Origin of the sequence: Candidatus Poriferisodalis sp. (genome assembly GCF_965237655.1) — a bacterium.
GTDB lineage: Bacteria > Actinomycetota > Acidimicrobiia > Acidimicrobiales > Poriferisodalaceae > Poriferisodalis.
Genome location: NZ_CBDEGB010000001.1, coordinates 799,031 through 824,047, shown reverse-complemented (window position 1 = coordinate 824,047; position 25,017 = coordinate 799,031). Strand labels below are relative to the sequence as shown.

The following is a 25,017-nucleotide window of genomic DNA, read 5'->3' as shown; positions in this document are numbered from 1 at the left end:
TGGCTCGGAAGGCTCGCGCTAGCGTTGCTTCGTTGCGGAATCGGCCTACCAAGGGGACTCAAGGTCATGGATAACGGCAATTATCCTCGCCGCGATTTTGCCCGTGTACAGGCACGAGAACAAGTCCTCATTGAGTGTTTCTCTCGATGATTTAGCCCGTATTCGACGCAATTGCTTGCTAGCTCCCATCACCACGAATTCCCAATCGGACCATGCGCATCCGGCCTCACTGGACTGAGATTTCGTGCCCAAAGACGGCGGCGTCTAACCTCAACGCCGGTGACGGTGATCCGATTGTCGGTCAAGCTGGAACGAAGTCAGGGACCCCAGTCACACGGGAGAACACCTGCAACATGACCCGCCGCCCATGACTGAACTCTTGCTCGATCCTGCACGGGCGCTGGTGCTCTCGCTGAAGCCGAGGTTCGCCCAGGCGATCTTGGCCGGCACCAAGACGGTCGAAGTGCGACGAGTCATGCCGCGCATCACCATCCCGACGCTCGCGCTGCTGTACGCATCGGGCAGTGCGCGAGCGCTCGTCGGCACATGTGTGGTCCGAAGTGTTGCCCGGTACTCAACCGACGAGCTGTGGCATTTGCACGGCGTCGACACCGCCCTGTCCAAGACTGAATTCGACGCTTACCTCGAAGGCCGCGATTGCGGCGTGGCGCTGTTGCTGGAGTGCCCCGAGCCGCTGGCCACCCCGATACCCCTACACACGCTTCGGCAGGCTCACGACTTTCGCCCGCCCCAGAAGCTCGCCTGTGTGTGCCACGCCCAGCGCAAGCGTCTGCTGGCAGCGTAGAGATCGGCGAGGGGCCAGATTGGCGTCAGCCAGCGAGAGTCGCTTAAGGGGTTGAGATCTCGACTTCGACCGTTTCGAACCGAGTCGAGAGCGTCGCCGCGGCGTCGCCGTAGTCAGCCAGCAACTCCGCGTCCGAATCGGCGAGGGCCTGGACGTGGTACGCGATGGCATCGTCGACGGACATCGCAGGCACCGGCACAGGGTCGCCGCTGCGGGCCAAGCCATCGAGGTGGAACGCGAGCGCCTCGCGGATGTTCGCGAGCATCTCATCGGGGGTCTCGGCGGTGCTGATGCATCCCGGAACGTCTGGCGCGTAGGCACCGCAGTTGTTCGAGATCTGCTCAATGACCACTGCGTAGGTCAGCTTCATCACGAACTCCGGCGGAGGCCTGCTTGTCTCAAGATGTTGAGCCACGTACCCCTCGGCACCGCATCCTCCAAACTACCCGGGATCGTGACCATGCCCGGCTGGTCAGGATGGCGAAATTGTCGGTGGCTGCAAGTGGGTCGCTCACGATGTCCAGCGGCGTGGAGCGTGGTCACGGCTGCATTTCCCGATGGGCGCACATGACGCGCGAGACGGGAGGCCGGTCCGCCTGAAGTCGGCTCAGGGCCGAGTGCTCAGGTTCCCCTGCGCAAGCGGTGGGTTCCGCGCCTCCCGTTGCCCGTCACCATAGCCATGAGGGTGTGACAGGCGGTCGAAGTGCGACGGGTCATGCCGCGCATCGCCATCCCGGCACTGGCGCTGCGGTCGGTTGGCCCGCGAAGGGCGACTTTGCAAGCTTTATAGGGAATTTGTTCTGAAACCAAAAGCGCTATAAACCCAATACAGCGGACACGTCGAAGAGTCGGCCCGCATCCACCGGCCGTCGTCGCAGCTGCATGTCATCGGTGAGACCGAGGCGATCAGCGTCCCGGGGAGTGCGCGGTCAGTGCGTCCAGGTGTCAATGAGGTCGTAGGCGGCGTACCAGTCGCGGTTGCGGCCTACGCCGGGTGTGGGGGCCTCGACGGCGGTGAGGATGCCGCGGTCGGCGAGGGACCGCAGCGCGGTTCTCGCGGCGGGTCTGCTGATGTGCAGCAGGGCAGCGGTGTCGGGAGCGCTCTGGAGGGGGTGAGCGACCAGCAGCGGCACCGGCGCCAGTGCTGCGCTGTCGGCGCGCAGTCCGCTCAGCCTGTCCTGCCACGAGTCGATGATGTGGCGTGTGCGGTCAGCGAGCTGATCGGTGATTGCTGCGGCATGTTGCGCGACGCCAGCGAACCAGGCGATCCACGGGCCGGTCCTGCCTAGCTCGAACAGATGCAGTCCCGACAGGTAGCCGCCGGCGTCTCGTGCGATCGCGACGCTGATCGGCACCGTCGAATGGCGGGTCAGGCCCGCTCGTCGCAGGGCTCTGGTGATGAGTATCCGGCCGAGTCGGCCGTTGCCGTCGCCGTAGGGATGGATCGCCTCGAACTGGGCGTGCAGGATCGTCGCGTGGGAGATCGGGTCCACGTCGATCCGGTCGTTCGCGAAGCCGATGAGATCGTCGATCAGGCCGGGGATCTCGCTCGGCGGCGGGGGGATGTACGTCGCCGTGAGCGGTGAGCTGCCGCCGACCCAGCCGACTCTGGGACGGAACGCCCCGATCAGCTCGGGGTCCAGGTTGCTGTTGCGCATGAGGCGGGCGTGCCAGCCGTGCAGCACCTCCACGCTGAGCGGCTCATGCGCACTGGCGAGGGCAGCGTCGATGACAGCGAGGTTGTCGGCCACCCATCCGGCGGCACCGCCGGCGCCGGTGCGTTCGGCTATCAGCACAGACACCAGCGGTTCTCGCAGTCCCTCGATCCCGACGAAGCGACGGCTCGGCGGGGTTGATCATGTCGAGAGGATGCCGCGGGCTTCGAAGCTGGTGTAGCTGGTGAAGCCGTGGGCAGCGCGTTGCGTGTCAGCCGTCGGACGTCTGCGCGCCGGAACATTGCATCTCGCTATGCTTCTTGCATGACGCAACTCGTTACGCGCATCGATGACGATCTTGCCGCCCAAGTTGACGACCTCGTCGCTGCCGGCGAATTCGAGTCTCGCTCCGACGCGGTGCGGCGTGGACTCACATGGCTGGTTGATGAGCACCGCAGACGGCGGATCGGCAAGGTCATCGTGGACGGTTACCTCCGCCATCCGCAGACCGAACACGACGTCGGATGGTCCGACGCAGCCACGGCGGCAATGATCGCCGATGAGCCGTGGTGACGCCCGCACGAGGCGACATCTGGTGGGCAGAAGCCGAGGACAAACGACGGCCGGTCTTGGTAGTGACCCGGACAGATGCCATCGCAGTGCTGAGGTGGATCATCGTCGCTCCGGTCACGCGCACGGTGCGCTCAATTCCCACAGAGATCCAGCTCGGACCCGCAGAGGGACTGAGCGACGAGTGCGCAGCGTCGTTCGACAACCTGCAACCGATCAACAAGTCGTTCCTCACCGAGCGCATCGGAAGCGTCGGATGGCGCTACGTCGAGATATGCAGCGCCCTGGAAGCGCTCGCCGACTGCTGACCCTCTAGGTGAGCCACGTCGTGGATGAGGGACGACACGGCATCCTTCAGCGGCCTCGCCGATCACTCTCGTCAGCGCAGCCCGAAGACCTTCGAAAGCGACGTTCCGCCTTCACCTCGTCCCCCGGCTCCGGCTGGTCGGTGCGACACATCTGTGACACTCTGCTGATTCGGGGTCGTGCAGCCGGTGCTCTTGAACTACTACTGCGTTGCGGCTGGTGTGCTGGTGGGGGCCGTCTCGGGGATCTTCTCGGTGCGGTGGCTGCGTGCATGCCTGCGCAGCGGACGGGTTGTCGGGCGTGCTGCGGGCGTGGGATTGGTGGGCACGGTCCTGTTGAGCGTCGGGGCGCTGCTCATCACCGGTGTGGACGGGTTCACGCTGATCCATGTCGCCTATGTCGTGGGGACCGTGGGGGTGCCGCTGGCGGGCGGCATCGTGCTGCTGGGGGCCCGCCCGCGCCCACGGGCGATCACCGCCGTCTGCGTCATCGCCGTGGCCGCCGTCCCGGTCGGCGTCTACGCGACCTATGTGGAGCCCTTCTGGTTGAAGGTGGACGCCGTGGGGCTTGCGGTCGACGACGTCGATGAACGGATCCGGATCGGCGTGCTGGCTGATCTGCAGACCACCGCGGTCGGCGACTACGAGCGCGATGCGACCGAACGTCTGCTCGGCTTCGCGCCCGACATCGTCCTGGTGCCCGGCGACCTGTACCAGTTCGATGCCGAATTGCTGGACGAGCGAGCACCGCAATTCACGCAGCTGATCGAGCGGATTGTCGACGATGTGCCGCTCGTGTACCTGGTGAGCGGCAACACCGACACCGTCGCGGGCCTCCGCCGGATCACCGAGGGCACCGGTGCGAGGGTGCTCGACAACGAGCTCGACACGTTCGAGCTCAAGGGCGTGTCGGTGAGCATCGGCGGCACGACGCTGTTCGGCGACGATGCGGCGGCTCGGCGGATGGCACGGCGGCTCGCGGGCAACGGGCAAGCCGGAGTGCGGATCCTCGTCGGGCACAAGCCGGACGCCATCGAGTTGGTGCAAGCGACGCCTGTCGATCTTCTGGTAGCCGGCCACACCCACGGTGGGCAGGTCTCGTTGCCGATCCTCGGGCCGCCGCTGACGTTGTCGAGCGTGCCGAGGCACGTCGCCGCAGGCGGGCTGCATGAGCTGGACGGGACACCGATCTACGTGTCGACCGGCGTGGGCCGCGAGCGCGGCAACGCCCCGCAGCTCCGATTCGGCGTGCGCCCCTCGATCGGGATCATCGACCTCGTGAGCGCCGTCGGTGATCTCGGGTGATCTCCGGCGATCGTCTGCCGGCCCGCCGAGAAGGCCCGCAACCACGACGCGATGCCGCCGACGCTGCCGGCGACGGCCCTACCCGGCCAGAAGCTCAGCCCCACCCTGCTGCCGCTGCACACGCACGTCGATCGGCCCCACGTCGGCAGGATCAACATCGAGCATCAGGGCGATCGCCTCGCAAGCGGCCGCCGGCACCTCGTCGAGGTGTCTCGCTTGCGAGAAGACGCCCCGAAGCGAAGGAACCGTAGTCGCCCACCACTCGCCAGATTGCACAACTTCGACGCGATGTCCCAAGGTGGTCACGTCAGGTTTCATGGTTCAACCATCTTGTCAGCTTCGGCGAGGATGCCGCGAGCGCTACGGCGTGCCGAACTCTGCTGCGAAAGGGGCAGACTTCGGACAGCCGTCCTCTCGGGGACGTGTGCGAATTGCCCTCGTGGGGTTGGTGCGAAACTGTGTTCTCGCAGGTCAGCGAGATGCCGCTGGGTGGCCGCGGAACGCGTTACGACGGTTTGCGGAACGCGTTTGGTCGATTCGCGGAACGCGTTGTGGCCAGGACCGGAGGCCAGAGCATCACCTCTTCTTGCTCGAGCCACCGACCAGCGAGAACCACATCGCCATCGACGCCCAGCAGTCGAGCGATGAGCAGATGGCCTGCCTCGGGGACGGTCTCAGGATGACGCAGCGGCCTTGCTTGGGGCACCTAGCTGTCGAGGTCTTGGGTGAGTGGGCCAGTTTCGTCAAATGGTGCGTCTTCGAAGGTCGAGTGGTGGAATCTCGCGAGCAGTTCGAATGCAAAAGCAGCTGCATTGGCAGCGGCGATTGGTTGGCTGCCGCCCGCGTCCGCCTCTGCCTTGCCGTCGAGGAGGTCGGATATGGCCCGTATCGCCAAACACTTAGATCCAGTCCAGTCTGCTGCGGTGGCGACGCCCATATCTTCCATGTCGACTGCGACGGCATCGCCGTAGGTCTCCTTGATTCGGCGTGCATCTGCAGAATCTCTGGACCCGACGACGCGCTCGCCCGCCACAATCGGAGCGACTATCGCCTTGGGTGCTGAGGCCGCGTCGGCTTCGCTCAGCCGTCGGGATTTCCATGTGTCGTCTGCGGCAACATCTCGGGCGACCTGAACCAGGTCTTGTGAAACAGGTCCATGGTCAGGTCGTGGTGCCTCATGATCGGCCTCACTCTTGCCGGATTCGGCCCAGTAGATCTTGCTCGATGCGACCACATCGCCGATATCGACATCCTTGACTCCGCCGGCCACACCCACCATCAGAACGATCTGCGGCTGCAGCCCTTCCACGGCCATCGTCGTGATGGTGGCTGCGCCGATGTTGCCTTGACCGACCTCAATGACTCCGACGCGGAGCGTCCGCTCGCCGCCTTCGAATGTTCCGACGTCGACGGTGATCTTCTTGTGGCGTAAAGACTTCCAATCCTCGAGGTGTTTCCGAACAGCCTTTCGCTCTATCTGAATTGCTGTGACGATCAGCGCATCTAACGTTCCTGGCAGAGTGTCATTTCTGAGGCGTGCGCGAACTGGCTTCGGGTACCTACCGAGCATGGCATCAAACCAGTCGACCACGGTCATGAGGAAGACCTGCCGGCACTTGCCTTCAATCGACGCGAGATCCGGCCTGTCCGGGGCCTTGCGGATGACGTAGCGTGCTGCCCCTGTCCAGCTTCGGTGAACGATGAGGTCAGCGAACCGGTCAGCATCGACTCCGAGATCGGCTGCCTTGACTACAGCTTTGGCGATATCGGAGTTCGCATGCGCAGCGAGTGTCTCAAGGGCATCGATTGCCGCTGAGACATCCGAGGCTGCTGCTCGTGCCATGACGTCAGCGCTGAGAACAGCGCTGCGCAGCGCCGGCTCGAGGTCGTCGGTCACCGTGCCCTCGAGGACAATTGTGACCGCAGTGCGGCGGAGCAGGCGGGAGCGTGCTGGTTCTTGGATGATGCCCCATGCTTCAGTTCGTCTGGGGTAAGTGGCGAGATCGATGTCGTCGTGCTTACTCAGTTCGGTCAGAATCCTCGCCATGGACTGATTGCCGTCCATGAGAGCGTCGATAACCGGCACCACAGCCTCCTCGGGTTGGAGCCAGATCCATGGGTCGGCACCGCCGTCAACTGCATGCGCCCAGATGTCCAGCCAGTGTCGGTTGGCTGGCTGCGCCGGCAAGAGAGCGTCAACATCTTGTAGAGCAGCTCTTGCAGCAAGTGGGATGAGGTCGGGTGCCCCGAGGGCGCACGCAGCCGATACGACGTGCTGCGGCCTGCACCTAGCTGCGAGTCGCGCGCATGACTCGGCCGAATGTCCAGAGATTGATAGGTGCGCGCTGAATGCACCGATCGGCTCATCCGTCGGGCACGAGCTGGCGTGGAAGAGGGGCAGCTCTTCAAGTCGGGCAATCTCGTGAGTCCAATCTCGACTACCGATTGCGCTCACGGATGCCAACATCAAATCGCCCCGGGTTCGGTCAAGGTGGCGGGCAAGCGCAGCGAATACGGCTCGATTGTCCACAGTCAGCGCAGCATCGAAGTGGCCCATGATCGCCTGACCGCTCGCTGCGATCTGCTCGGCTAGCGCGGCTTCCAACTTGGAAGAGAGCGGATCCGACGGGGTGACTGCCGTCTCAGCCAAAGCGGCCTCGAGATCATCGATGCGGTTTGGGTCCCGAATCACTGCATCTGCCCACGGATCGATGGCGTCCCTGAGCTGAACGCCTAGATCGTCGAGCTCGATACTGCGAAGACCTCGGATATGCGAGAAGGGAGCGCTCGCACTTGACTCGACGATCATCGTGCCCAACCGCTGTTTGATCGACAGGCCGTCTTCTGGCTCAGGGGCGAGCAGCATGACGAGATGAGCGCAGGACCGGAGCTCATCGGGATTCGAGATGCCAGCTTGGTTGTAGTAGCGGTTTGCCTTCGAGAGATGGAGCCACTGGCGAAGCGATGGTGTTTCGATGCCGAGATCGGCTGCGATGCCCGTCCTGCCAGCGAGTATGTCGCTGGCAGGCTCGCCGGCGACAGGCGGATTCGCTGCGCTGACTATCGATCTGGTCTGGAATCTCGAGCGCAGATGCTCCGGCACGCGGTAGACGCCGTGCGTTGTTCCGCTGATCAGTGGGTACGGAATGCTTGTTGGCGTGAACAGCGCCCCGAACACGAGCGCCGCTCGATCTTCCGCATTCAGCACTTCCCAGAGTTGGTCGACCAGTAGGCCGAAAGTCGGGTCTCCGACCCAGTAGGCCGGCCCTGAGCCCGCCAGTAGGTTCAAGACAGCGCCGAGGCCGTCTATGCGTTCGTGACGGTGCGGAGGGGCTGCGGGTTCGCTGATCAGGGCAGACGCCCGTCGGAGGGTTGCTAGCGCGACCCTTCCAACTTCGCTGAGGCCAACCGTGACCAATGTCGTTGCGACCATCCCGGGCCGGCTGGCTTGAGTGTCGGGCTGGGTGAACTGAACGACGTACTGGTCCCCGATCGGGTAGCCGGCGAAGAACGCAGGCCATTCGGACGGTGCGGCAGGCGGCAGGTCAGTGTGCCAGCGAATGTCGCTGAGCAGATCGCTCTCAATGCCATTCGCATCGATCAGGTTGTGCCCGCCGTTCACATCGCCGAATCTTGCCCACCCGAATCGCTCACTCATCGTGCCAAGAGTTCAGTGAGGTCGTCTGTCACCGTCCCGTCTTGTCGCACGAGGAACCCCATCGACTCGGGGCCGAGGTCAATGAACTGGGCGTTCGGATTCGACTCTTCGAGCGAAAGCCCTTGCGCCGAGAGCCCGACGACAGACAAGCGGGCAGGCTCCCAGCTGGCTTCCGCATACGAGTGCATGAGCGGTGCCCGCTCATGCAGGATGGACGCCGGCGCAATGCCGTCAGGTTTATCTGAGATCTCATCCCAGCACGACATCACGATCGTTAGGTCTGGCATCTCGGATGCAGACGGCTTTCGCCGTCGACGTTCGTGGCGCAAGATCTGGAGCAGCTCGACTAGCCGGATGTCCATGGGCAGTTCGCGTTGCAGGTCGGGGGAGCTTGGGGTCGACACTTCGCGTGCGGGCAAACCAGGGAGGTCGGGCATCTGCTCGACCCGAACGAACAGCAGCCATCGAGCGGATTCCACGGCCAGATCGCGCCAGCGGAAAGGAACACGGCGACGAGCAACCAGTTCGTCAACGGCTTCGCCCGGGTAGTCGGGGATGGACACCCGCACTTCCGCACCGTCGTTCCTTACGGTCTTGAGTTCTTGGATGAGTTCCGCCCCGGTTGAGGTATGGCGAACTGGCAACCCTTGGGCGAGACGGTTCAGCCCGTCTCTGACCGGGCCAAGGCTCTCTGGCGCGTCGACGAGCGAGAAAGCGCTGGAGCCTTCTTGGAGGCGACCGAACAGTTGCACCAGATACGTTGATTTCCCACTGCCGGGTCCTCCGATGATGAGGGTGAGCTCGGCCGGGGTTTCGGATTCGCCTGTTGAGCTCATGTCTTGGCCAAAGGGCTGCGATAACTGAGGAACGGGTCCGAAGACAGTCTTGGATCGGTAACGGACAACTGTGCAGGAGCGGTCACCCGTTGAACGATCTCGTCAAGTACATGGAGTGCGTCTGGCACGGGAGATTCTGCGATCACCGATAGAGGAGCGGCGGTTTGCCCGAAGAGGTCGATGTCCGTCTTGTTGAGCGCTTCGTCAATTTCGGCGGCAACCGTGGACATCAGGTCGTACTTCGCCCTAACTGGGTAGACCTCGCGCCCATTCGCGACCGAGGAGACCCGGCTTGCCAGCACGCGGTATGCGTTGCGTGCTGCGCCGCGTGACTCGCCTGACAACGCAGCGGAATCGGACAGAAGCACGAACATGTCCGCACGCTCAGATATCCATTGCGCCCCAGGCATCTCGACAGGTTCATAGGCCCATTCTTCAAACCACTCCCCGGGGGCGTCAGTGAAGTAGATGTCCCAGAACGCCCTCGAGCCGGACGCGAGGCGGACATGGAGCAGCGCCGGCTCGCGGCCGCTCGTGGTGTGCGGAGGGAATCCTCGTGTGCCCTCTGGAGGGAATGCGGCGAGGTAGGTGACCTGATCCCATCCCAAGAGTGTGTACGAGCCAGCAAAGCGCAGGCCACCGATGGGGCTTCCATGCCGAAGCCGAGTGAATATGGCCGTAAGAAGCGAGGTCTTGCCGGCGCCGGTACCTCCGACTAGCGCGACTACCCGTGCCCGCCGAGTTGCAGCGACGCCGCCTGCATCCACGGTTCCGAGGGCCAGCCCAGACCAAGGCGGGCGTTCACCTTCGACCATCGGAGCGGACTGGATCGGAATGTCCTGTTGCCAGTTGATGCAACTGGCAATCTCGAGTTCACCGAGATGGCAGTTGGAATCAGGAGCAAAGCAGTACCGGTTCGTGCATCCACCAGCCTGATCCAAGGCGACATCTTGAGCCTCGGCTTGAGCCCGACCGTGAGCCAGCGGTTCGCCACCAGGCACTTCGGGTGAGGGATCAGCGATCGACGTCAAGGCCGCATCTCTTGCAGATCAACTGTTCGTCTCGTTGAGCAGTCGGAGGACTTGAAGATCTCGATACACAATCGCGGCGACATCACAAGCCGTGAGAGTCTCCGGAAGGGTTGAGCCCGTCACACTTGCGTCGCCACTTGAAAGCGCAGCCAGCACGAGGCCACCATCAACGACACCGAACTCGTGGTCGGAGGTGATCTGCTGCCATGCTTCCACCAAATCCACGAATGAAACGGCGACTTGCCTTTCACAGGTGGAGTCGACAGTGGCCGTGAGAAGATGCTCGACGGCGCGCGGAGCAATGGCGGGCGACAGTCTCCAAACATCGACCGCTGCAGCGATGCAGCGGATCGCGGTGGCTTCCACTTCGACGTAGCGCATCTTCAGAGTCTCGGAGTACGCCGCGAGGTGCCACCACAACAGCCTCTCCCTCAACTGGGTCGCACCGACAACGGCCCACTGGGCCTCCAGTTGCGACCGGAGGTTCCCACCGACTTTCTCCGCGAAAGCTCGCAAGTCAGATGACTCGTCGCCAGATTCTTCCAATGCCGGCATCGGCGGCATTCGCAACTTCCCTGCGGCCGGCGAGGGCAGCCATGTGGCTTCCAAACGCTTCTCGACAGCCGTGTTGATCCTCTCGGCTTCACCTCGCACCACCTCCTGCCATCTGCCTACCGAGATCTTCAACGTCTCGGCTGTCCGAAGCACGTACGAGAGAACGGCCTCGAGTGTCGGGTCAGAAGCCGCCGCCGAGATGGCGGCTTGAAACACCGTTGCTCGCAGGAGCTCAGCTGGTGGCTCAGCGAACGCATTGCGAAACGACGGCCACTGCTCCAGCAGGCATTCGTCAGCAAAGCTCAAGACCGGATGGTTGATCGTCGTGATCGACTCGTCAATCGAGTGAATCAACGATGCCGCCAACTGGGAGCGGCCGTCGCTGCCGAGCCACTCGGCAACACGGTCGGACGCTGCCTCTGCCCGCTCTCGCCGCTGGTCGTCATCACCGAGCGCGGAGAGCAAGCCTGCGTGAAGGAGCTTTCGCAGGACCTGGTTTGACATCCGATCCCTCCGGCTGAAGCGAAACTAGGCGGCACCAAGTGACGCTACCGGAACACAGAAAGAACGTTGGTTCCTAACGTTGTCCTTGAGGTGGTCCTACCCGCAGCAACAGGGGGCGTTCGCCGTGCTCCCATTGGGTATATGCACCCGCAGGCCGATTCGGGATCGCCCGGGACGTGCGCGAAACTGCGTCCTGCCTGGTAGTGATCTCGAGGTTGCAACGCCGTGGAACGCGTCTATGCCAGAACTGCCGGTCGGAGCGCGGGGCGATCTCAGATTGGGGCCACAACCGACTCCCAATTGGGTCAGCGTTATTGAGATGTGCCCCGAGTCACAGCTCCGTGTTGAATGGGCGGGGAACGTGCGAACGTCGATTCTGGAACGTGTTTGGACGGTATGCCCTGATCAGGGTGCTGCGCTGACGGCTCTCAAGACTGGCTTGCTGCGGCGAAGTACTTCTCATCTTGGGACGCACCGCTGCGGTCAACGTACTAGACAGTCGCAAGATCTGGCCCTGCCGAGTTGGTCTCGCAACTTCGTTTCGCGGGACAGGACACGCGACCGGGCGAGGGGGCGTCGATGAGCGAGAACGAGATCGGGACACTTGAGAATGTCCCCGTGCGCAATGTGTGGCCCGACGAGGCCGGCGACTTCACGCCGTGGCTGGCCGAGCATGTCGAACTGCTGAGCGAGGCCCTCGGGATGGAACTCGAGCTGGAGGGCCGAGAGGTCGAGGTCGGCGAGTTCAGCGCTGACCTCGTGCTGCGGGACCTGTCGTCGGACGGCCTCGTGGTCGTGGAGAACATGTACGGCTCGACGAACCATGACCACCTCGGCAAGCTCATCACCTACGCGGCCGGCCTCAAGGCGAGCTACGCCGTGCTGCTGACCGAGAAGTTCCGCCCCGATCACCGCTCCGCGCTGAACTGGCTGAACTCGGTCTCGACTGAGGACTGCGGTTTCTTCGGGCTTGCCCTGGAGATATGGCGCATCGGCGAATCGATACCTGCGCCGCAGCTGCAGGTCGTGGTGCAGCCCGACGACTGGTCTAAGAGCGTCAGGGCGACCAAGGACCGCCAGGACAGCGAGCGCAATGCGCTCTATCGCAGATTCTGGGCCGCGGCGCAGACGGCGTTCCGCGAGGACAGTCCAGGATGGGCCGGGCAGGGCAAGCCATCGAAGCACTCGTGGATGAGCTTCAAGCGGCGTCTAGGAGTGGCGTTCGGCGTTTCGTTCTGTCGGCTGGACGGAGCCCCGCGCCTGCGTGTCGAGGCATACGTCGACACCGGCGACAAAGACGCCACGGCCGACTTGTACTCGGCTCTCGAAGCGCGCAGCGTAGACATCGAGACGGCTTGCGGCGAACCTTTGGAATGGTCACCGCTCGAAGACAGGCGGGCATCTCGTGTGAGTGCCTACTTCCCCGCCGAGATCACCATCGACGACGAAGACCAGTGGCCAGACGCCTACGCCTGGATGGTGCTCACCCTGGGGAAACTGCGGAGTGCTGTCGAGCCGGTCCTCGGCGAACTCTGAGCAGTCGAGAGACAGTCCGGCAAAATCCGGATTCGCATCGAGTCTGGGACAACTCGAGGCTACGGCTCCGCGGAATTGGTGCCAGAGCCCAAAGCCTTAGGTCAGGGCGCTGCATGCTTGCATCGTAGAATGCGCGGCCCCCAACTCCGGAACTCGCCCAGTTGGTCACCGCTGGTCAGAGTGTCGTGGGCTGAGTCGGCTGTGCTGGCTCGCGGACCTCAGCGTCATCGATCCAGCGTGCCAGCACGCTCAGTGAAGCGAGGTATCCCAGCGCCTCTTGTTCGTTGAGTCTGTCTGTGCCGTGCACGTTCAGGTTTCGGATTCCTTGTGCACAACCCCGACCGAAGTGCATCGCGCCCTCGTGCGCCGATGTCCAATTCTTGGTCCGTTCGCCGTTGGAAGTCCGCTCTTGGATGTTCCCGAAGCGCAGCCGGCGGCTGTCTGGTTGGGCGTCCGGTTTGTCGACCTTGAACGCTTGCGTGTACAGATCAGCGCCGTTTAGGTCGCCCCGATCGAGCTTGAGCTGGGTGTGTTGCTCCACGGCCGCCGCGGCAGCATTGACTGCCTCTCTGTAATGCTCGCCGTCCCAGAGGTCTGCTGCTGCGTTCCAGACCCACTTGTGCATTCCCCCGGCTGCGAGCTTCGGGCCGCCGGGACCCAAGATCGCGGCTTCTTCTGTAGTTCGTTCAAGGATGCCGACGAGCCGATGAGCTGACGCGTGCGCCTCGCGCCAAGACCACAGGGTTCCTCTAGCGCCTTCCTGAAACGACGCGTTCGTGAAGTCGGGGTCAACCTGCTTGGCGATGCCCTCTACCAAGGGAAGTCGTCGCCAGATCGCCACATTGAGATCGTCTCGTCGCTCGCGCAACGGTTCCTGCGCGTTGCCGTGATCACCCTTGGCGTCCGCCCATAGGTCCTCGAAGGAGTCGATCTGGTCGAAGCATCGCTTGTGCTCCTCAAGGAGCCCTATGAACTTCTGCGCCACGTCGAGCGCTCCAGCTGGATCGGCGACTCCCACCACTCCTCCTTGTCGGCCAGAGGACCAATGCAATCGCTGGCCATACCGGACGTCCCAATGTAGGGAGCATCCGCACGTCTCCTACGGCGCGTCCACGTCTGCCTTCTCAACCCGCCTGAACTCCCGCAGTCGCCCCTACCGCGCTGTCGCGCCTAACCGAGCGCGTGGTAGATGAACGCACCTTGCAAAATCGCTGTGCGTCGCGCCCGGAGCTCGTTCAGGGACGCTTCCAGAGCCGCTGAGTTGACACCGACCAGTACTGCGGTGATCGAGGCGATCCGCTCAAATCCGCGGGCTGCCGCCTCGATCGAGACGGCGTAAATGAGTGCTGTCAACGACGGGAAGGTGTCGCGGCGAATGTGCCAGTTCGAGATGGGCGTGGCGTGCACGAACTGTGACAGCACGGCGTACATCGCCCGGGCGGAGTCGACACCGGACGCGTTCGCGTACGCGGATTGCAGCATCTGGTCCAGGCTCGGCGGCGGTTGCGCCGGCGGTTCGGGTTGCGGGATTGCTAGCGCTGCTCCAAGCACATCGTCGATCAAGTGCTGCGGCACCCCCTCAGAACTAAGGCGTTCGGCGATTCTGTCTCGGCGCCAAGTTGCGTTTTTGACCAGCGCCTTCAGGGTCTCGCCCGGTCCGGCCTGAGTCGCATCGGGCAGCAGCGCAGCCCATCTAGCTCCGTCCTCAAGAAGCACGCGCGCAGCGAACGGCATTAGGGCCTTGCTGAGAGTTCCCTCAAGCCCGGCCTGGATGACCAGCATGTTCGACAGCGAGAGCCTGAAACTCTGCCTCGGAATCCACGTCTCTGGATCCGCCGCCCAGGCATCGTCAGACACAACCACCCCTGCGAACTCGTCGGCGGCGGTCAAGAATGCCATTCCCAGCCGAGTCAGTTCACGGGGAGCCGTCTGCATTCGCTGGGCAGAAGCAGTGACGCTCATCGAAGGCGACGATCTTGCCCTCGGCGGCCGCTTCGGCAAGTGCGACGCCGTGGGAGATTGAGAAGGCAATTCATGAAGCTCACATGCGACTTCAGCCACTCGCCCAAACTGCCCCGCCGCGTCAGGGCTGAGCGCGGCGATGTCGTCCCACGCGTGTTCAGTTGTGAACTCGTAAGGCTCGCATTCAGGCAGGGTCGTCTTTTCGGCTGCGCCGCCGCGCACCACGGCTGGGGGTCCGCTCGGGCGCGGATGCGGGCTCTGGGGTTGCATCGCACCGTAGAGGTGGGGTGTGACGCACAGCGAGTGATTTCGGGCCGAGACCGACCGCGGGAATGGGTTGGGAAGCTGTCGGCGGATTCCCACGACGGCGATGCGAAGAGGGGCCTTGGGCGGTTCTGCTCGGCAGCTGGGACCGCGCGTGTGACATTCGTTGGCGAGATGTGCGGTCCTGGACCGGTGGGTCGTGGCGTGTCCGCGGCGAGCTTTCGCGGCGGCGAGGTTGGATGTTTGTGACACCCCTTCGCGAGGGTCGCGGCCATGTCTGGGACAAACATGAGCAAGCGCCGGGTCGTGGTGTGGCCGCAGGGCGATCTGGTTCGCCGAGTGATGCTGGACGGCGTCGAGGTCGTCTTGGAGCGGCGGGCCGGCGTGTGGGCTGTGGTCGACGAGGAGGTTTTGGCTTCGGAGACGGCACTGCTTGAGACCTTGGGGCAGCCCAATGAGGCGCTGGGACGTGCGCGGGGTGTCACGGCGGCGCTGAATGCGAGTCTGGTGCGCCCTGATCAGCTCAGCGGCCTGGTTCGCCGGCTGGCGTGGCTGTGGATCCGCCGACCGTATGGATATTGGCATTTGGCGTTCGATGAGCGTGACGCGTTGGCGGTGGCGTGCGCGCATCTGGGCAGCGACGCGGCGTGGGAGTTCGTGTCGTGGGTGCTCGCGAAGCGGCTGGAGCGTGCGTTGTGGCGCACGCCGTGGCGGCTGCCGGGCTGGTCCAACTGGACGGGCGAGGGCCGCTGGGAGTTCGACACGCAGGTCGGGCAGCGGCTCGGTGCGGGGTTCTTCGACACGATGGCCGCGCATTCCGATCGGCGTTTCCGGGATGTGGCCACAGCCACGGACCCGGATGCGGACCCGCGACGTTTGGGCGAGCTGGCTGGCGAGCGCGATCGGCAGATTCGCGATCTAGTGGCGGTGAACCCCTCTACCCCGGTCGAAGCGCTCAAGAAGTTGGGCTGCAAGACGGCTCACAGTTTCGACGATGTGTGCGTTCGGCTGCGGGTGCTGCAGAACCCGTCCACGCCCGCCTGGCTGGTCGCCGAGGCTGCGGTGGGGCGGGTGGAGGAGTTCTATGCGAGGCAGACGTGGCGTGGGGGCAGCGCGGAGGTGTTCCAGCAGATCTTTGCCGCGATGCATCCGCGTGCGCCAGCACGGCTGCTGCGCGATCTGGCTTCCCACAGCGACCCGACGGTGCGAGCCACGGTCGGTCGGGCGCCTCGTGCGCCGGTGCGGGTCCTCGAAGCGCTCGCCCCGAGCCTCGACACAGAGGTGCGCGTCGCGGTCGCCGCGAACCCCGCTTCGCCGGCGAGGCTGCTCGACGCGCTCGCGGCTGATCCGCACAGGTCGGTGCGCGCCGCCGCCTCAGCGAACCACGCCACGCCCCCAGTAGTGCTGGAACGGCTGTCGAGGGACCGTGTGGTGTTGGTGCGGCGCCGGGTCGCCGCGAACTGTGCGACACCGCCGGGGGTGCTGCGGGGGCTGTGCGAGGACCCCGACAGCCAAGCGGCGGCCGAGGCCGCAGCGAACCCCGCCACCGACCGCACCGACATGGCCGGTGTAGCCGAGCGTCTCGCGTGCGACAGTCACTGGTGGGCCCGCCTGATCGCTGCGGGGATGCCCGAAACCCCCGTCAGGCTGCTGGAGCGTCTGGCCACGGACCCGCATCGGCACGTTCGCGAAGCGACTGCGAGAAACCTGCGCACACCCCTGGGTGCGCTGCGGGCGATCGCTGAGTGTGCCCAATCCGACGAGGACCTCGACACGCTCGGGGCGCTGTTGGACAACGACGCGCTCGACGCCGAACTGCGCAAACAGGTCGGGGACGCATACGTGACGGTCTGCGGACCGCCTCCCGAGAACTGCACGAGCCCCGCCGACCGCCGCCGATGGACACAGCGGTGACCTCACGAACGACGGCCCCGTCCCGGTTCGGTGCGATGTGTGTCACACCCCTGTGGCAGCGTTCGCGGCTTCCAACGACGACTGAATTTGCAAGGAGAAAACGATGAGCGACACGACTCAGCGGCTCACCCTCGAAGCGATGCAGATCCTGCTCGCAGCACGCATCCCGGTGCTGATCTGGGGCGACCCGGGCACCGGCAAAACCGTCACCGTGGAAGCGTTCGCCGCAGCCGCAGGATGGGCGACCGAGACGGTGGTTGCGTCGCTGTATGACCCCACTGACATCGGCGGGCTGCCGGTGCGCACCCCCGCCGGGGTGATTCTCGAGCCCCCCGCATGGGCGCGACGCGTCGCCGAGCGCGACTCCGACACGCTGGTGTTCTTCGACGAGATCAACACCGCCACCCCCGCCACCCAGAACGCACTGATGCGCGTCGTGCTCAGCGGCCGAGTCGGCGACATCGACCTCGGCGCCAAAGCCAGATTCGCCGCAGCAGCGAACCCACCGTCGCAGAACTCCGGGGCGTGGGATCTCTCCGCGCCGCTCGCGAACCGGTTCGCACACCTCAGGTGGCCATTGGGCGTCGATGAATGGGCAGCTGGGCACCTCGGCGGCTGGCCCGTTCCCGAGCCGCTCAAGATCGGCGACCCGGACCCTGGGCGGGTGTCGTTCCATCGGGCGATGCAGACCGCGTTCATGCGACGCCGCAGCGAACTGCTGTGCGCCGTGCCCCACAGCACCAGCGTGTCCGACGACAGCGGCGAACAAGGATGGCCGTCGCCGCGCACCTGGGAACGCACCGCCACCTGCCTCGCCGCAGCCGACACCGCCGGTGCCAATCCCGACGTGCACGAACTCGTCGCCGAAGCGCTGCTGGGCACCGCCGCCGCAGCGGAATACCTGACATTCCTCGCAGAGCTCGACCTGCCCGACCCCGAAGCGCTCCTCGCCGAGCCCGCGTCGCTGCGACTTCCCGAACGCTCCGATCAGCAGCTCGCGTGCCTGCACGCCGTCGCCGCCGCGGTCACCGAGCACAACACCCCCGCACGATGGGCCAAAGGCTTCGAAGTGTGCGTCGCAGCAGCCCGACAGCACGCACCCGACATCGCCATGACCGCAGCACGCACCTTCGCCGCTATCCGGCCCCCCAAAGCACGCCTCCCCGAAGGCCACGAACTCCTCAACAACGTGTTCCTCGAACTCCTCGACCCCCACAACAACCCCGAGCCCGGCACATGAGCACACACCACGACTACGACAATCCCGACGATTCGACAGCAGCCCAGCAGGCCGCGCTGCGGCGCATGCGCGCCGCCCGCTACTGGATCGCGTCCCACTGCCCGTATTACATGACCGCGCTGTTCCGCTGCCCGCTGCACACCACCGGCCACATCGACACCGTCGCCATCGACACCAGCTGGCGCATCTGGGCCAACCCCGATCACATCAACACCCTCACCGTCGACCAGACCGCAGTCGAGCTCATGCACGTCCTCAACCACGCCCTGCGCGGCCACCACCAACGCGCCCGACGCGCCGTCAACAACCCGCTGCACACACACGCATGGAACCTCGCCGCAGACTGCGAGATCAACGACGACCTCATCGACGGCCTCCCCTACAACACTGCCGAACTGCCCGACCACTGGCCCGGGCCATGGGACATGCACTACCCCGTCTCCCAGACCGCCGAGACCTACTACCGCCATATTCTCCACAGCGACCGCATCGACCCCGACAACGGCACCATCGCATGGGGCGACCCCAGAACCGGCGACATCCACCGCATCGACGCCGACTGCGGCTCCGCAGCCACCGGAATCACCCCCTGGTGGGAACCCCCACCAGACACCGGCACACCCACCAGCACCCAAGAACGCATGCTGTGCCGACGCGTCGCCCAAGCAGCCCTCGACCACGAACAAAACGACCCCGACACCGTCCCCGACAGCCTCCTGCGCTGGGCCGACCAGCAACTCCGCCCCCAAGTCGACTGGCGCCGCATCCTGCTCGCCGCGCTGCGCCGCGCCACCTACCAACGCGCAGGCGACGCCGACTACACCTGGACCCGACCACCCAGACGACCCAACACCAACACCGCGCACGGCGAGATCCTGCGGCCCGCCACCACCCGACCCATCCCCGACCTCGCCGTCATCATGGACACCTCAGGCTCCATGGAAACCGACGAACACCAACAAGCCGCAGCAGAAATCCACAACATCTGCACACAAGTCGTGCCCGGACACCACATCGACTACTACGCCTACGACACCGAGACCCAAGCCCACCAGCGCACCACCGGCACCCGCAACCTGCCCCTGCACGGAGGCGGCGGCACCGACATGGAAACCGCCATCAACACCATCGCCCAAACCCGGCCCACCGCCATCATCGTCCTCACCGACGGATACACACCCTGGCCCGATCAGCCACCACCCGGACGGCCCACCGTCATCGCCGCCCTCATCGGTGACAACGCCCCAACCGAAGACGTCCCTTCTTGGATGCGCACCATCCACATCATCTGAATACCGACAAGAGCGAAATGGACATGGCGCCGATCCAGCGCACACGGCCCGAGTGTGCTTAGGTGACCCGGATGCCCGGAACTAAGAAGCTGCCGATGGTCCTGGTGACCCTCACACCTGACCAGATCAACCGAGTCAAGGAAGCCAATGGACGGCGCAAGCAGATCACCCACGCTCTGGTCTGCGTCGACTACGGGCAGATGTTCGGCACCGAACGCCAATGCCTCAAGTACTACGACGTGTGGAAAACGGACTTCCGTCCGCTGTTCTCAAAGGTCCGGAAGACCAAGAAGCACATCGTCGAGGACTACACGACCACCGAGAACCTCGTGATGCGCCTCATCGAAGCCGACGACAAACGCGCAAAGCGGCGCTAGCAGCCTCGCCGGTGAATCTGTCGATGGTCGCCGCGTAGCCCTGCGTCGTGGGCATCGGGACGCACTGACCGGCGCTACGCCGAACGCAGCGAGGTCCAGCGCCATCACACCTAGCGGTCAGGCACCTAGCGTCATTGCGCCGACGTATCAAACCTCTCCCGAACGACCCCGCTGAGAACTGGACCGGCTAACGGGTCCCCCTCGCTGTCGCGCTCTGGCTGGCTTGTTCGCTGCGGGGTCTAGATGATTAGTTCCAAGGGGTCGGGTCCACCGGTTGTGGGGTGAGGGTGTCCAAGCTCGGGGTGTGTATTCACGCTTCGATCTTGGAGGTTCTCAGCATGGGCCCGGACTTGGACACCCTCGCGACCGCACTGTATGTGAGGATCGATGACCTGTTGGCACAGAACCCTGGGTGGGCGCCGCGGCGGCCTGTGGTGGGGTTCGCCCCGAAGCTGTCGGACGCGGAGCTGGCCGGCTTGGCGGTGATCTCGGCGCTGCTGGGCTATGACAACGAGTCGCAGTTCATGCGCTACGCCCACGCGCATCTGGGGCCGTGGTTCCCCTATCTGGCGAACCGCGACGGGTACAACAAGCGGCTGCGGCGCAGCGCCGAGATGATCGCTCATGTCATGGGATGTCTCGCACGCGAGTGCGAGTCCTGGCACGACGACGTGTGGCTGGTGGACTCCACCCCGGTCGAGTGCGGCCGAAGCCGCGAGACCCAAAAGCGCTCTGACCTCGCCCGATGGGCCCAATACGGCTGGTGCGCGTCGCATTCGCGGTACTTCTGGGGTCTGCGGCTGCACCTTGTCGCCACCCCGGCGGGGCTGCCGATCGCGTTCGCGCTCGCCGGCGCGAAAGCCGACGAACGCGAGGTCTGCGCGGACATGATCGCCGCGGCCCGGATCGCCCGGCCGGGCCAGACCCTCATCGCCGACAACCGCTACCGCTCCAAAGCGTTCGAAGCCGACCTCAACGACGTCGGCATCACCCTGCTGCGCCCCGCCACCCGCTCCGAGGCCCCACGGCCCGGCGCAAAGTTCCTGCGGCCCCTGCGCCAGATCATCGAATCGATCAACCAGACCCTCAAAGGCCAACTCAGCCTCGAACGCCACAAAGGCCGCACCCGCTCCGGCGTCGCCGTGCGCATCGGCACCCGCCTCCTCGCCCTCACCGCCGCCATCTGGCACAACGAGACCTACCACCGAACACGCCCCAGCCGCTCACTCACCGCCTACGACCACTAGACCCTTGGAACTAATCATCTAGCTGGCGGCCGTCTTAGAGGCTGATAAGCCCCGGCGTCCGCTGATGTCCGCAGCAGCTAGCCGCGGTTGGAATGTTCGCAGCGTTGAGCGCTGTGACGATGTGGCCGATGCTCCAATCAATGCATCGCACGCGCCCCCCAATGGCATGAGCATTTGATTGGCGTAGGTGACTTCCCCACCCGGTCCATCACAACGCGAATACTCAACGGCTTCACTTGCAGACACACTTACCTCCTTGGGGAAACAGCCCTATAACCCCCAAACCCGGGGCGATTCAGCGGCGCGTGTTGCGGTCTCGTAGTGCCATCCGATACGGTTCGTGCATTCCTCCCCGCCGTCCCGGCCTTGCCGGGCCTGGCGGGGTTATCTTTTGGCCCCATGCCTGAGTCGACGTCCGGGTCCGACAGCACCAGGGTCGCGGTGTTCGTGGACTACCAGAACACCTGGCACACCACCCGAGCGCTGTTCGTGCCGACAGGGTCGCCGTCGTGGCATGGCCACGTGCATCCGGAGCTGCTGGGCGAGCTGCTGTGCCAGCGAGGCCTCAGCGTCGACCCGGCGCGACGTCTCGACAGTGTGCAGGTGTACCGGGGCCAGCCGGGACCGCGCAGCTCCGCGAAGCTGCGCTCGGCATTCGCCCACCAGAAGGCCGATTGGGAAGCGCTCGACGACGTGAGCGTGCACACCCGCCCGATGCGCTACTGGCCCGCCGGCATGCATCCTGACGGCCGGCAGCGCTGGCGGGCCGAGGAGAAGGGCGTCGACGTGCTGCTGGCGCTGCACCTCGCACTGGGCGCACACAACGACCTCTACGACGTCGCCGTGGTGGTGTCCGCCGACACCGACCTGCTGCCCGCCGTCGAGGAAGCCGTGCGCCTGGGCAAGCGCGTCGAGACCGCCACCTGGTGGGCACCGCCCGAGCCGCACAAAGCGCTGCGCATCCCCGGCCGGCAGCTCTGGAACCACTACCTCGACGCCGGCGACTTCGCCGCCGTGCGAGACGACACCGACTACCTCGCCGGGCCATAAGCCAGCGCCGTTCCGGAGCGCTGGGCGCTCAGTCCCCGATGGGCGATCCGCGTGGGCGTTCGACAGTGAGGCCTGCGTCGAGAAGGTCTCGCAGCGTCCCGGCGGTGAGCGGCCTCCACTGGGACAAGTGGTCGCACAGCCACCACACCGTCCCCTCATGCCAGTAGGGCAACCAGGTGTCGGGCAGCGGGACGGGCAGCGCGTCGGCGATGGCCGCGACGCCGTGGGCTGCGACGCCGTGGGCTGCGACGCCGTGGGTGTCGCTGTCTCTGAGATGCCGGACGGTGGGCGGCGTCGCAGTCCCGCACAGGCGGGGGTGCCACACCACGGTGCTGGCCCAGCGCCGGCAGTCGGCGTGGTCCTCGGGGTCGAGCTTCAGGGCGTCGTAGGGGTCCCGCAGCGTGCTCGGCGGGTGGTGGATGAGCCGGCAGTCGGCCCTGGTCTCAAGCATGGCGCCGGTCTCGATCGCGACGCTGCGCTGGGACCTTGTCACGGCAGGCCGCCGGGCTGCTTGCCGCTCACGCCGGATCGAGCACTTCAAGCGCCACGTCGCACGGACAGCCTTCCGCATGCCCTGACATCACGCATCCCAGGCCGTCGCCGGCGGACACGCACAGCAGCACCCGATCGCAGCTGCACCACAGCACCAGGCCCTCTGCCCCGCAATCGCCGCAGACACCCACCCTGAATGCCGTCGACCCGCTGATCTCGTTCTTCATGCCCGCTCCCGGAGGACGCTGAGCTGCCGCTAGCTGGCGGCCACGACGATGCGGGCCCGGAACGGGAAGTCGCCCCAGCCGAGTTCGGTGCCGTCCTTGAGGCTGTACGCCGCCTCGCGGTGCGCCCTGGCGAGCAGTTCCGCTACCGGATCGCCGGACGCCTGGTGGTTGCACGAGTCGCAGCGCAGTCCCAGCAGCATCTCGCCCTCGGTGCCGGTGCGGACCTCGGTGGCGGGCTTCCCGCATTCGACGCAGAAGAACACCACGCGGTACGCGCCGCCGTCAGTGTTCATCGACGCTCTCCGCTGCCGCCTGTCGTTGTCGTGCTGAGTGGGCTCATACCAGGCTGAGGATAGACTCCGCTGCCGCTTCGGAGCGGGATTACGTGGCTCTACGCAACCAAGCTGGGACGTCGGGTTCGGATTGGTGTGACGGGTTGAGTTTGGCATGGTTGGCGTCCGGCGGCGAGCAGGATGCGGAGCCGGTAGATGCTCCTATGTGTGTCAAGTGGGGAGTTGGGCGAGGTGTTGTTGGTAGCGCTTGGCGAGGTCGTTGTTGTGGCGTAGGCCTCTTTCGAGTTCTGAGATGCGGGTGAGTGGCACGTTGAGGGCTTGGCCTGTGTCGCGGAGGGTGAGTCGGGCGCGTTGGCGGGCTCGGCGCAGGTCGGCGCCGTGGGGGGTTTGGGGCGGGTCGGTGAGGAGCCGGTAGATCTCGCGTGCGATGTGGCGTTTGAGGCAGCGGATGATCTCGCGGCGGGTTTTGCCTTGGGCGCGTCGGCGTTGGGCGTAGTCGATGGTGCGCTGGTCGACGCGCAGCCTGGTGATGGCGATGCGCCACAGGGCGTTGTTGGCCTGGCGGTTGCCGCCGCGGTTGAGGCGGTGGCGCACGGTGGCGCCTGAGGACGCTTCGATGGGGCTGGCGCCGCACAGCGCGGCGAAGGACGCTTCGTTGCGCATGCGGTGGGGGTTGTCGCCGGCTGTGACGAGCAGCGCCGCGGCGACGTCTGGGCCGACGCCGCAGGCGCCCAGCAGAGCGGGGTTGGCGTGCTCGCAGAGCTCGAGCAGCTCGGCGTCGAGCTGGGCGATCTCGCCGGTGAGGGCTTGGTGGCGGCGCGCTAGGGACCGCAGGGCGGTCTTGGCGGCGGCGGTGACGTGGTCGGGGCTGCGGTCGGGCCGCCAGCGGGTGCATGTCTCGACGAGCGAGGCGGTGCTGTGGCCTGCCAGGCGGTCCTTGAGGTGCTCGGGGGCGGTGACGATCAGGCCGGCGATCTGGTTGGCGGCCTGGGTGCGGGACTTGACCGCGGAGCGCCGCGCCACGGAGAGCATCCTGATCGCCTCCACGGGGCCGTCCGCGGATTTCGGCACAGCAGCGGCCTGGCCGTTGAGTGCCGCACGCGCAGCAGCCTCGGCGTCGACAGCGTCGGTCTTGCCGCGGCGGCGGCGCGTCTGGCGGTTCGGGCGGTTCACCTCGACCACGTCGACGTCGGCGGTTGCGAGATGGCGGGCGAGGCCGGCGCCGTACGAGCCGGTGCCCTCAACGCCGACGCGCGTGACACGGCCGTGCGAGCTGAGCCACCCCAACAGATTTGCGTAGCCGTGGGCGTCGGCTGCGAACTCAGCGGTGTCCAGCAGCCGCCCCGCGGCGTCGATCGCTGCGGCGACATGGATGTTCTTGTGGGTGTCGACCCCGCCGAATATCTCGGTTCGGTCCTGTGTCATGATGGCAATGCCTCCTTGTGGTCATCCAACTCTTGGGGGCACCACCGGCCGCGACGGCGGACAGAACACTCACGGTGTGGGGTTCAAGGCTCCTATCAGGTCACGTCCGCCCGACCGGTCGGTGCGCGCCCTGCCGTCGGCAACGAGCCGACAGATCTACCGAAAGGCATCAAGAAGAGCCAGTTGTCAAGCGGGTCAGACCCGTCCCGACGGCAAGGCCCCAACAGTCTGAGTGTTGGCAAGGTTGCGGAAGCCTCGTGCTGATCGTTTGACGTCTTTGATTCGTGCGTTGGCTGCTTCGGTGCGGGCGTTGCTGGTGCGGGTTCGCACGGCGGTTCCGATCTCGGTGTGCCAGCGGCGCAGCGTGCGGGCCAGCGTGGTGAGCTCGGGCGGTGCGCTGGGGTGCTCGCACCAGGCGATCGCTTCGTTGAGGTGGGCTTCCCCCGGAATCTAGGAGGCATGCTCTTAGAGGAA

The 25,017-nt window shown here is 65.3% G+C and carries 26 protein-coding genes; 11 read left to right on the top strand and 15 right to left on the bottom strand.

Features of this window, described 5'->3' with window-relative positions:
* Nucleotides 1-367 precede the first annotated feature (367 nt).
* Nucleotides 368-805: an ASCH domain-containing protein gene (locus tag ACPXYO_RS03985; RefSeq protein WP_423916831.1), complete on the top strand. Its 438-nt coding sequence runs from the start codon at nucleotides 368-370 to the stop codon at nucleotides 803-805.
* A gap of 43 nt (nucleotides 806-848) precedes the next feature.
* Here the strand turns inward: ACPXYO_RS03985 and ACPXYO_RS03980 are convergent, their stop codons facing one another.
* The 3 genes from ACPXYO_RS03980 to ACPXYO_RS03970 all read right to left on the bottom strand — a co-directional run bounded on the left by ACPXYO_RS03980 (nucleotide 849) and on the right by ACPXYO_RS03970 (nucleotide 2,607).
* A complete protein-coding gene (locus ACPXYO_RS03980; RefSeq protein WP_423916829.1) occupies nucleotides 849-1,175 on the bottom strand; it encodes a type II toxin-antitoxin system HicB family antitoxin in 327 nt (108 codons plus the stop codon).
* Nucleotides 1,175-1,348, bottom strand: coding sequence for a type II toxin-antitoxin system HicA family toxin (locus tag ACPXYO_RS03975; RefSeq protein WP_423916828.1), 174 nt, complete (start codon nucleotides 1,346-1,348; stop codon nucleotides 1,175-1,177). Before ACPXYO_RS03975 ends, ACPXYO_RS03980 begins: the two co-directional genes overlap by 1 nt.
* 386 nt (nucleotides 1,349-1,734) lie before the next feature.
* Nucleotides 1,735-2,607 (bottom strand): Fic family protein, encoded by an 873-nt coding sequence (locus ACPXYO_RS03970; protein WP_423916826.1) that lies wholly within the window; start codon nucleotides 2,605-2,607, stop codon nucleotides 1,735-1,737.
* Nucleotides 2,608-2,784: 177 nt separating this feature from the next.
* Between ACPXYO_RS03970 and ACPXYO_RS03965 the strand changes: the two genes are divergently transcribed.
* From ACPXYO_RS03965 to ACPXYO_RS03955, 3 genes are all read left to right on the top strand, one after another.
* Complete coding sequence (locus ACPXYO_RS03965; RefSeq protein WP_423916825.1) at nucleotides 2,785-3,033, top strand: ribbon-helix-helix domain-containing protein; 249 nt, start codon at nucleotides 2,785-2,787, stop codon at nucleotides 3,031-3,033.
* The gene (locus tag ACPXYO_RS03960; RefSeq protein ID WP_423916823.1) at nucleotides 3,030-3,338 is read left to right on the top strand and encodes a type II toxin-antitoxin system PemK/MazF family toxin; all 309 of its coding nucleotides are present in this window, start codon (nucleotides 3,030-3,032) and stop codon (nucleotides 3,336-3,338) included. The genes ACPXYO_RS03965 and ACPXYO_RS03960 overlap by 4 nt, the downstream gene beginning before the upstream one ends.
* Before the next feature lie 186 nt (nucleotides 3,339-3,524).
* Complete coding sequence (locus tag ACPXYO_RS03955) at nucleotides 3,525-4,640, top strand: metallophosphoesterase (RefSeq protein WP_423916822.1); 1,116 nt, start codon at nucleotides 3,525-3,527, stop codon at nucleotides 4,638-4,640.
* 78 nt (nucleotides 4,641-4,718) lie between these two features.
* Here the strand turns inward: ACPXYO_RS03955 and ACPXYO_RS03950 are convergent, their stop codons facing one another.
* The 5 genes from ACPXYO_RS03950 to ACPXYO_RS03930 all read right to left on the bottom strand — a co-directional run bounded on the left by ACPXYO_RS03950 (nucleotide 4,719) and on the right by ACPXYO_RS03930 (nucleotide 11,224).
* Nucleotides 4,719-4,958, bottom strand: a complete 240-nt coding sequence (locus ACPXYO_RS03950) for a type II toxin-antitoxin system HicB family antitoxin (protein ID WP_423916820.1) — start codon at nucleotides 4,956-4,958, stop codon at nucleotides 4,719-4,721.
* A gap of 388 nt (nucleotides 4,959-5,346) precedes the next feature.
* Nucleotides 5,347-8,298 (bottom strand): hypothetical protein, encoded by a 2,952-nt coding sequence (locus tag ACPXYO_RS03945; RefSeq protein ID WP_423916818.1) that lies wholly within the window; start codon nucleotides 8,296-8,298, stop codon nucleotides 5,347-5,349.
* Complete coding sequence (locus ACPXYO_RS03940; protein WP_423916816.1) at nucleotides 8,295-9,134, bottom strand: hypothetical protein; 840 nt, start codon at nucleotides 9,132-9,134, stop codon at nucleotides 8,295-8,297. The genes ACPXYO_RS03945 and ACPXYO_RS03940 overlap by 4 nt, the downstream gene beginning before the upstream one ends.
* Nucleotides 9,131-10,165 carry a TRAFAC clade GTPase domain-containing protein gene (locus tag ACPXYO_RS03935; RefSeq protein ID WP_423916814.1) on the bottom strand — a complete coding sequence of 345 codons (1,035 nt, stop codon included), beginning with the start codon at nucleotides 10,163-10,165 and terminating at the stop codon, nucleotides 9,131-9,133. Before ACPXYO_RS03935 ends, ACPXYO_RS03940 begins: the two co-directional genes overlap by 4 nt.
* Nucleotides 10,166-10,183: 18 nt before the next feature.
* Entirely contained in the window at nucleotides 10,184-11,224 is a 1,041-nt protein-coding gene (locus ACPXYO_RS03930; RefSeq protein WP_423916812.1) for a GTPase-associated system all-helical protein GASH, read from the bottom strand.
* A 579-nt stretch (nucleotides 11,225-11,803) separates the two neighbouring features.
* On the opposite strand from ACPXYO_RS03930, the gene ACPXYO_RS03925 reads away from it, so the two are divergent.
* Complete coding sequence (locus ACPXYO_RS03925) at nucleotides 11,804-12,760, top strand: DUF4268 domain-containing protein (protein ID WP_423916810.1); 957 nt, start codon at nucleotides 11,804-11,806, stop codon at nucleotides 12,758-12,760.
* 175 nt (nucleotides 12,761-12,935) lie between these two features.
* Here the strand turns inward: ACPXYO_RS03925 and ACPXYO_RS03920 are convergent, their stop codons facing one another.
* Nucleotides 12,936-13,778, bottom strand: coding sequence for a TIGR02391 family protein (locus ACPXYO_RS03920; protein WP_423916809.1), 843 nt, complete (start codon nucleotides 13,776-13,778; stop codon nucleotides 12,936-12,938).
* A 152-nt stretch (nucleotides 13,779-13,930) separates the two neighbouring features.
* Nucleotides 13,931-14,722, bottom strand: coding sequence for a hypothetical protein (locus tag ACPXYO_RS03915; RefSeq protein ID WP_423916807.1), 792 nt, complete (start codon nucleotides 14,720-14,722; stop codon nucleotides 13,931-13,933).
* Nucleotides 14,723-15,259: 537 nt separating this feature from the next.
* Here ACPXYO_RS03915 and ACPXYO_RS03910 point away from each other — a divergent pair.
* The 6 genes from ACPXYO_RS03910 (at nucleotide 15,260) to ACPXYO_RS03885 (ending at nucleotide 22,106) form a co-directional block, all read left to right on the top strand.
* Nucleotides 15,260-16,900 carry a hypothetical protein gene (locus tag ACPXYO_RS03910; protein ID WP_423916806.1) on the top strand — a complete coding sequence of 547 codons (1,641 nt, stop codon included), beginning with the start codon at nucleotides 15,260-15,262 and terminating at the stop codon, nucleotides 16,898-16,900.
* 103 nt (nucleotides 16,901-17,003) lie between these two features.
* Nucleotides 17,004-18,140 (top strand): AAA family ATPase, encoded by a 1,137-nt coding sequence (locus ACPXYO_RS03905; protein WP_423916804.1) that lies wholly within the window; start codon nucleotides 17,004-17,006, stop codon nucleotides 18,138-18,140.
* Nucleotides 18,137-19,432 (top strand): DUF2201 family putative metallopeptidase, encoded by a 1,296-nt coding sequence (locus ACPXYO_RS03900; RefSeq protein ID WP_423916803.1) that lies wholly within the window; start codon nucleotides 18,137-18,139, stop codon nucleotides 19,430-19,432. The genes ACPXYO_RS03905 and ACPXYO_RS03900 overlap by 4 nt, the downstream gene beginning before the upstream one ends.
* Before the next feature lie 71 nt (nucleotides 19,433-19,503).
* Complete coding sequence (locus tag ACPXYO_RS03895; RefSeq protein ID WP_423916801.1) at nucleotides 19,504-19,809, top strand: hypothetical protein; 306 nt, start codon at nucleotides 19,504-19,506, stop codon at nucleotides 19,807-19,809.
* Between the two features lie 338 nt (nucleotides 19,810-20,147).
* Complete coding sequence (locus ACPXYO_RS03890; protein WP_423916799.1) at nucleotides 20,148-21,056, top strand: IS982 family transposase; 909 nt, start codon at nucleotides 20,148-20,150, stop codon at nucleotides 21,054-21,056.
* Nucleotides 21,057-21,455: 399 nt separating this feature from the next.
* Nucleotides 21,456-22,106, top strand: a complete 651-nt coding sequence (locus ACPXYO_RS03885) for an NYN domain-containing protein (RefSeq protein WP_423916797.1) — start codon at nucleotides 21,456-21,458, stop codon at nucleotides 22,104-22,106.
* A gap of 28 nt (nucleotides 22,107-22,134) precedes the next feature.
* Here ACPXYO_RS03885 and ACPXYO_RS03880 read toward each other — a convergent pair whose 3' ends face one another.
* The 5 genes from ACPXYO_RS03880 to ACPXYO_RS03860 all read right to left on the bottom strand — a co-directional run bounded on the left by ACPXYO_RS03880 (nucleotide 22,135) and on the right by ACPXYO_RS03860 (nucleotide 24,993).
* Nucleotides 22,135-22,599 carry a hypothetical protein gene (locus ACPXYO_RS03880; RefSeq protein ID WP_423916795.1) on the bottom strand — a complete coding sequence of 155 codons (465 nt, stop codon included), beginning with the start codon at nucleotides 22,597-22,599 and terminating at the stop codon, nucleotides 22,135-22,137.
* Between the two features lie 25 nt (nucleotides 22,600-22,624).
* Complete coding sequence (locus ACPXYO_RS03875) at nucleotides 22,625-22,825, bottom strand: hypothetical protein (RefSeq protein WP_423916793.1); 201 nt, start codon at nucleotides 22,823-22,825, stop codon at nucleotides 22,625-22,627.
* A gap of 29 nt (nucleotides 22,826-22,854) precedes the next feature.
* Nucleotides 22,855-23,118 (bottom strand): hypothetical protein, encoded by a 264-nt coding sequence (locus ACPXYO_RS03870; protein ID WP_423916792.1) that lies wholly within the window; start codon nucleotides 23,116-23,118, stop codon nucleotides 22,855-22,857.
* A gap of 210 nt (nucleotides 23,119-23,328) precedes the next feature.
* A complete protein-coding gene (locus tag ACPXYO_RS03865; RefSeq protein ID WP_423916790.1) occupies nucleotides 23,329-24,543 on the bottom strand; it encodes an IS110 family transposase in 1,215 nt (404 codons plus the stop codon).
* 195 nt (nucleotides 24,544-24,738) lie between these two features.
* Complete coding sequence (locus ACPXYO_RS03860; protein ID WP_423918683.1) at nucleotides 24,739-24,993, bottom strand: transposase; 255 nt, start codon at nucleotides 24,991-24,993, stop codon at nucleotides 24,739-24,741.
* Nucleotides 24,994-25,017: the final 24 nt, after the last annotated feature.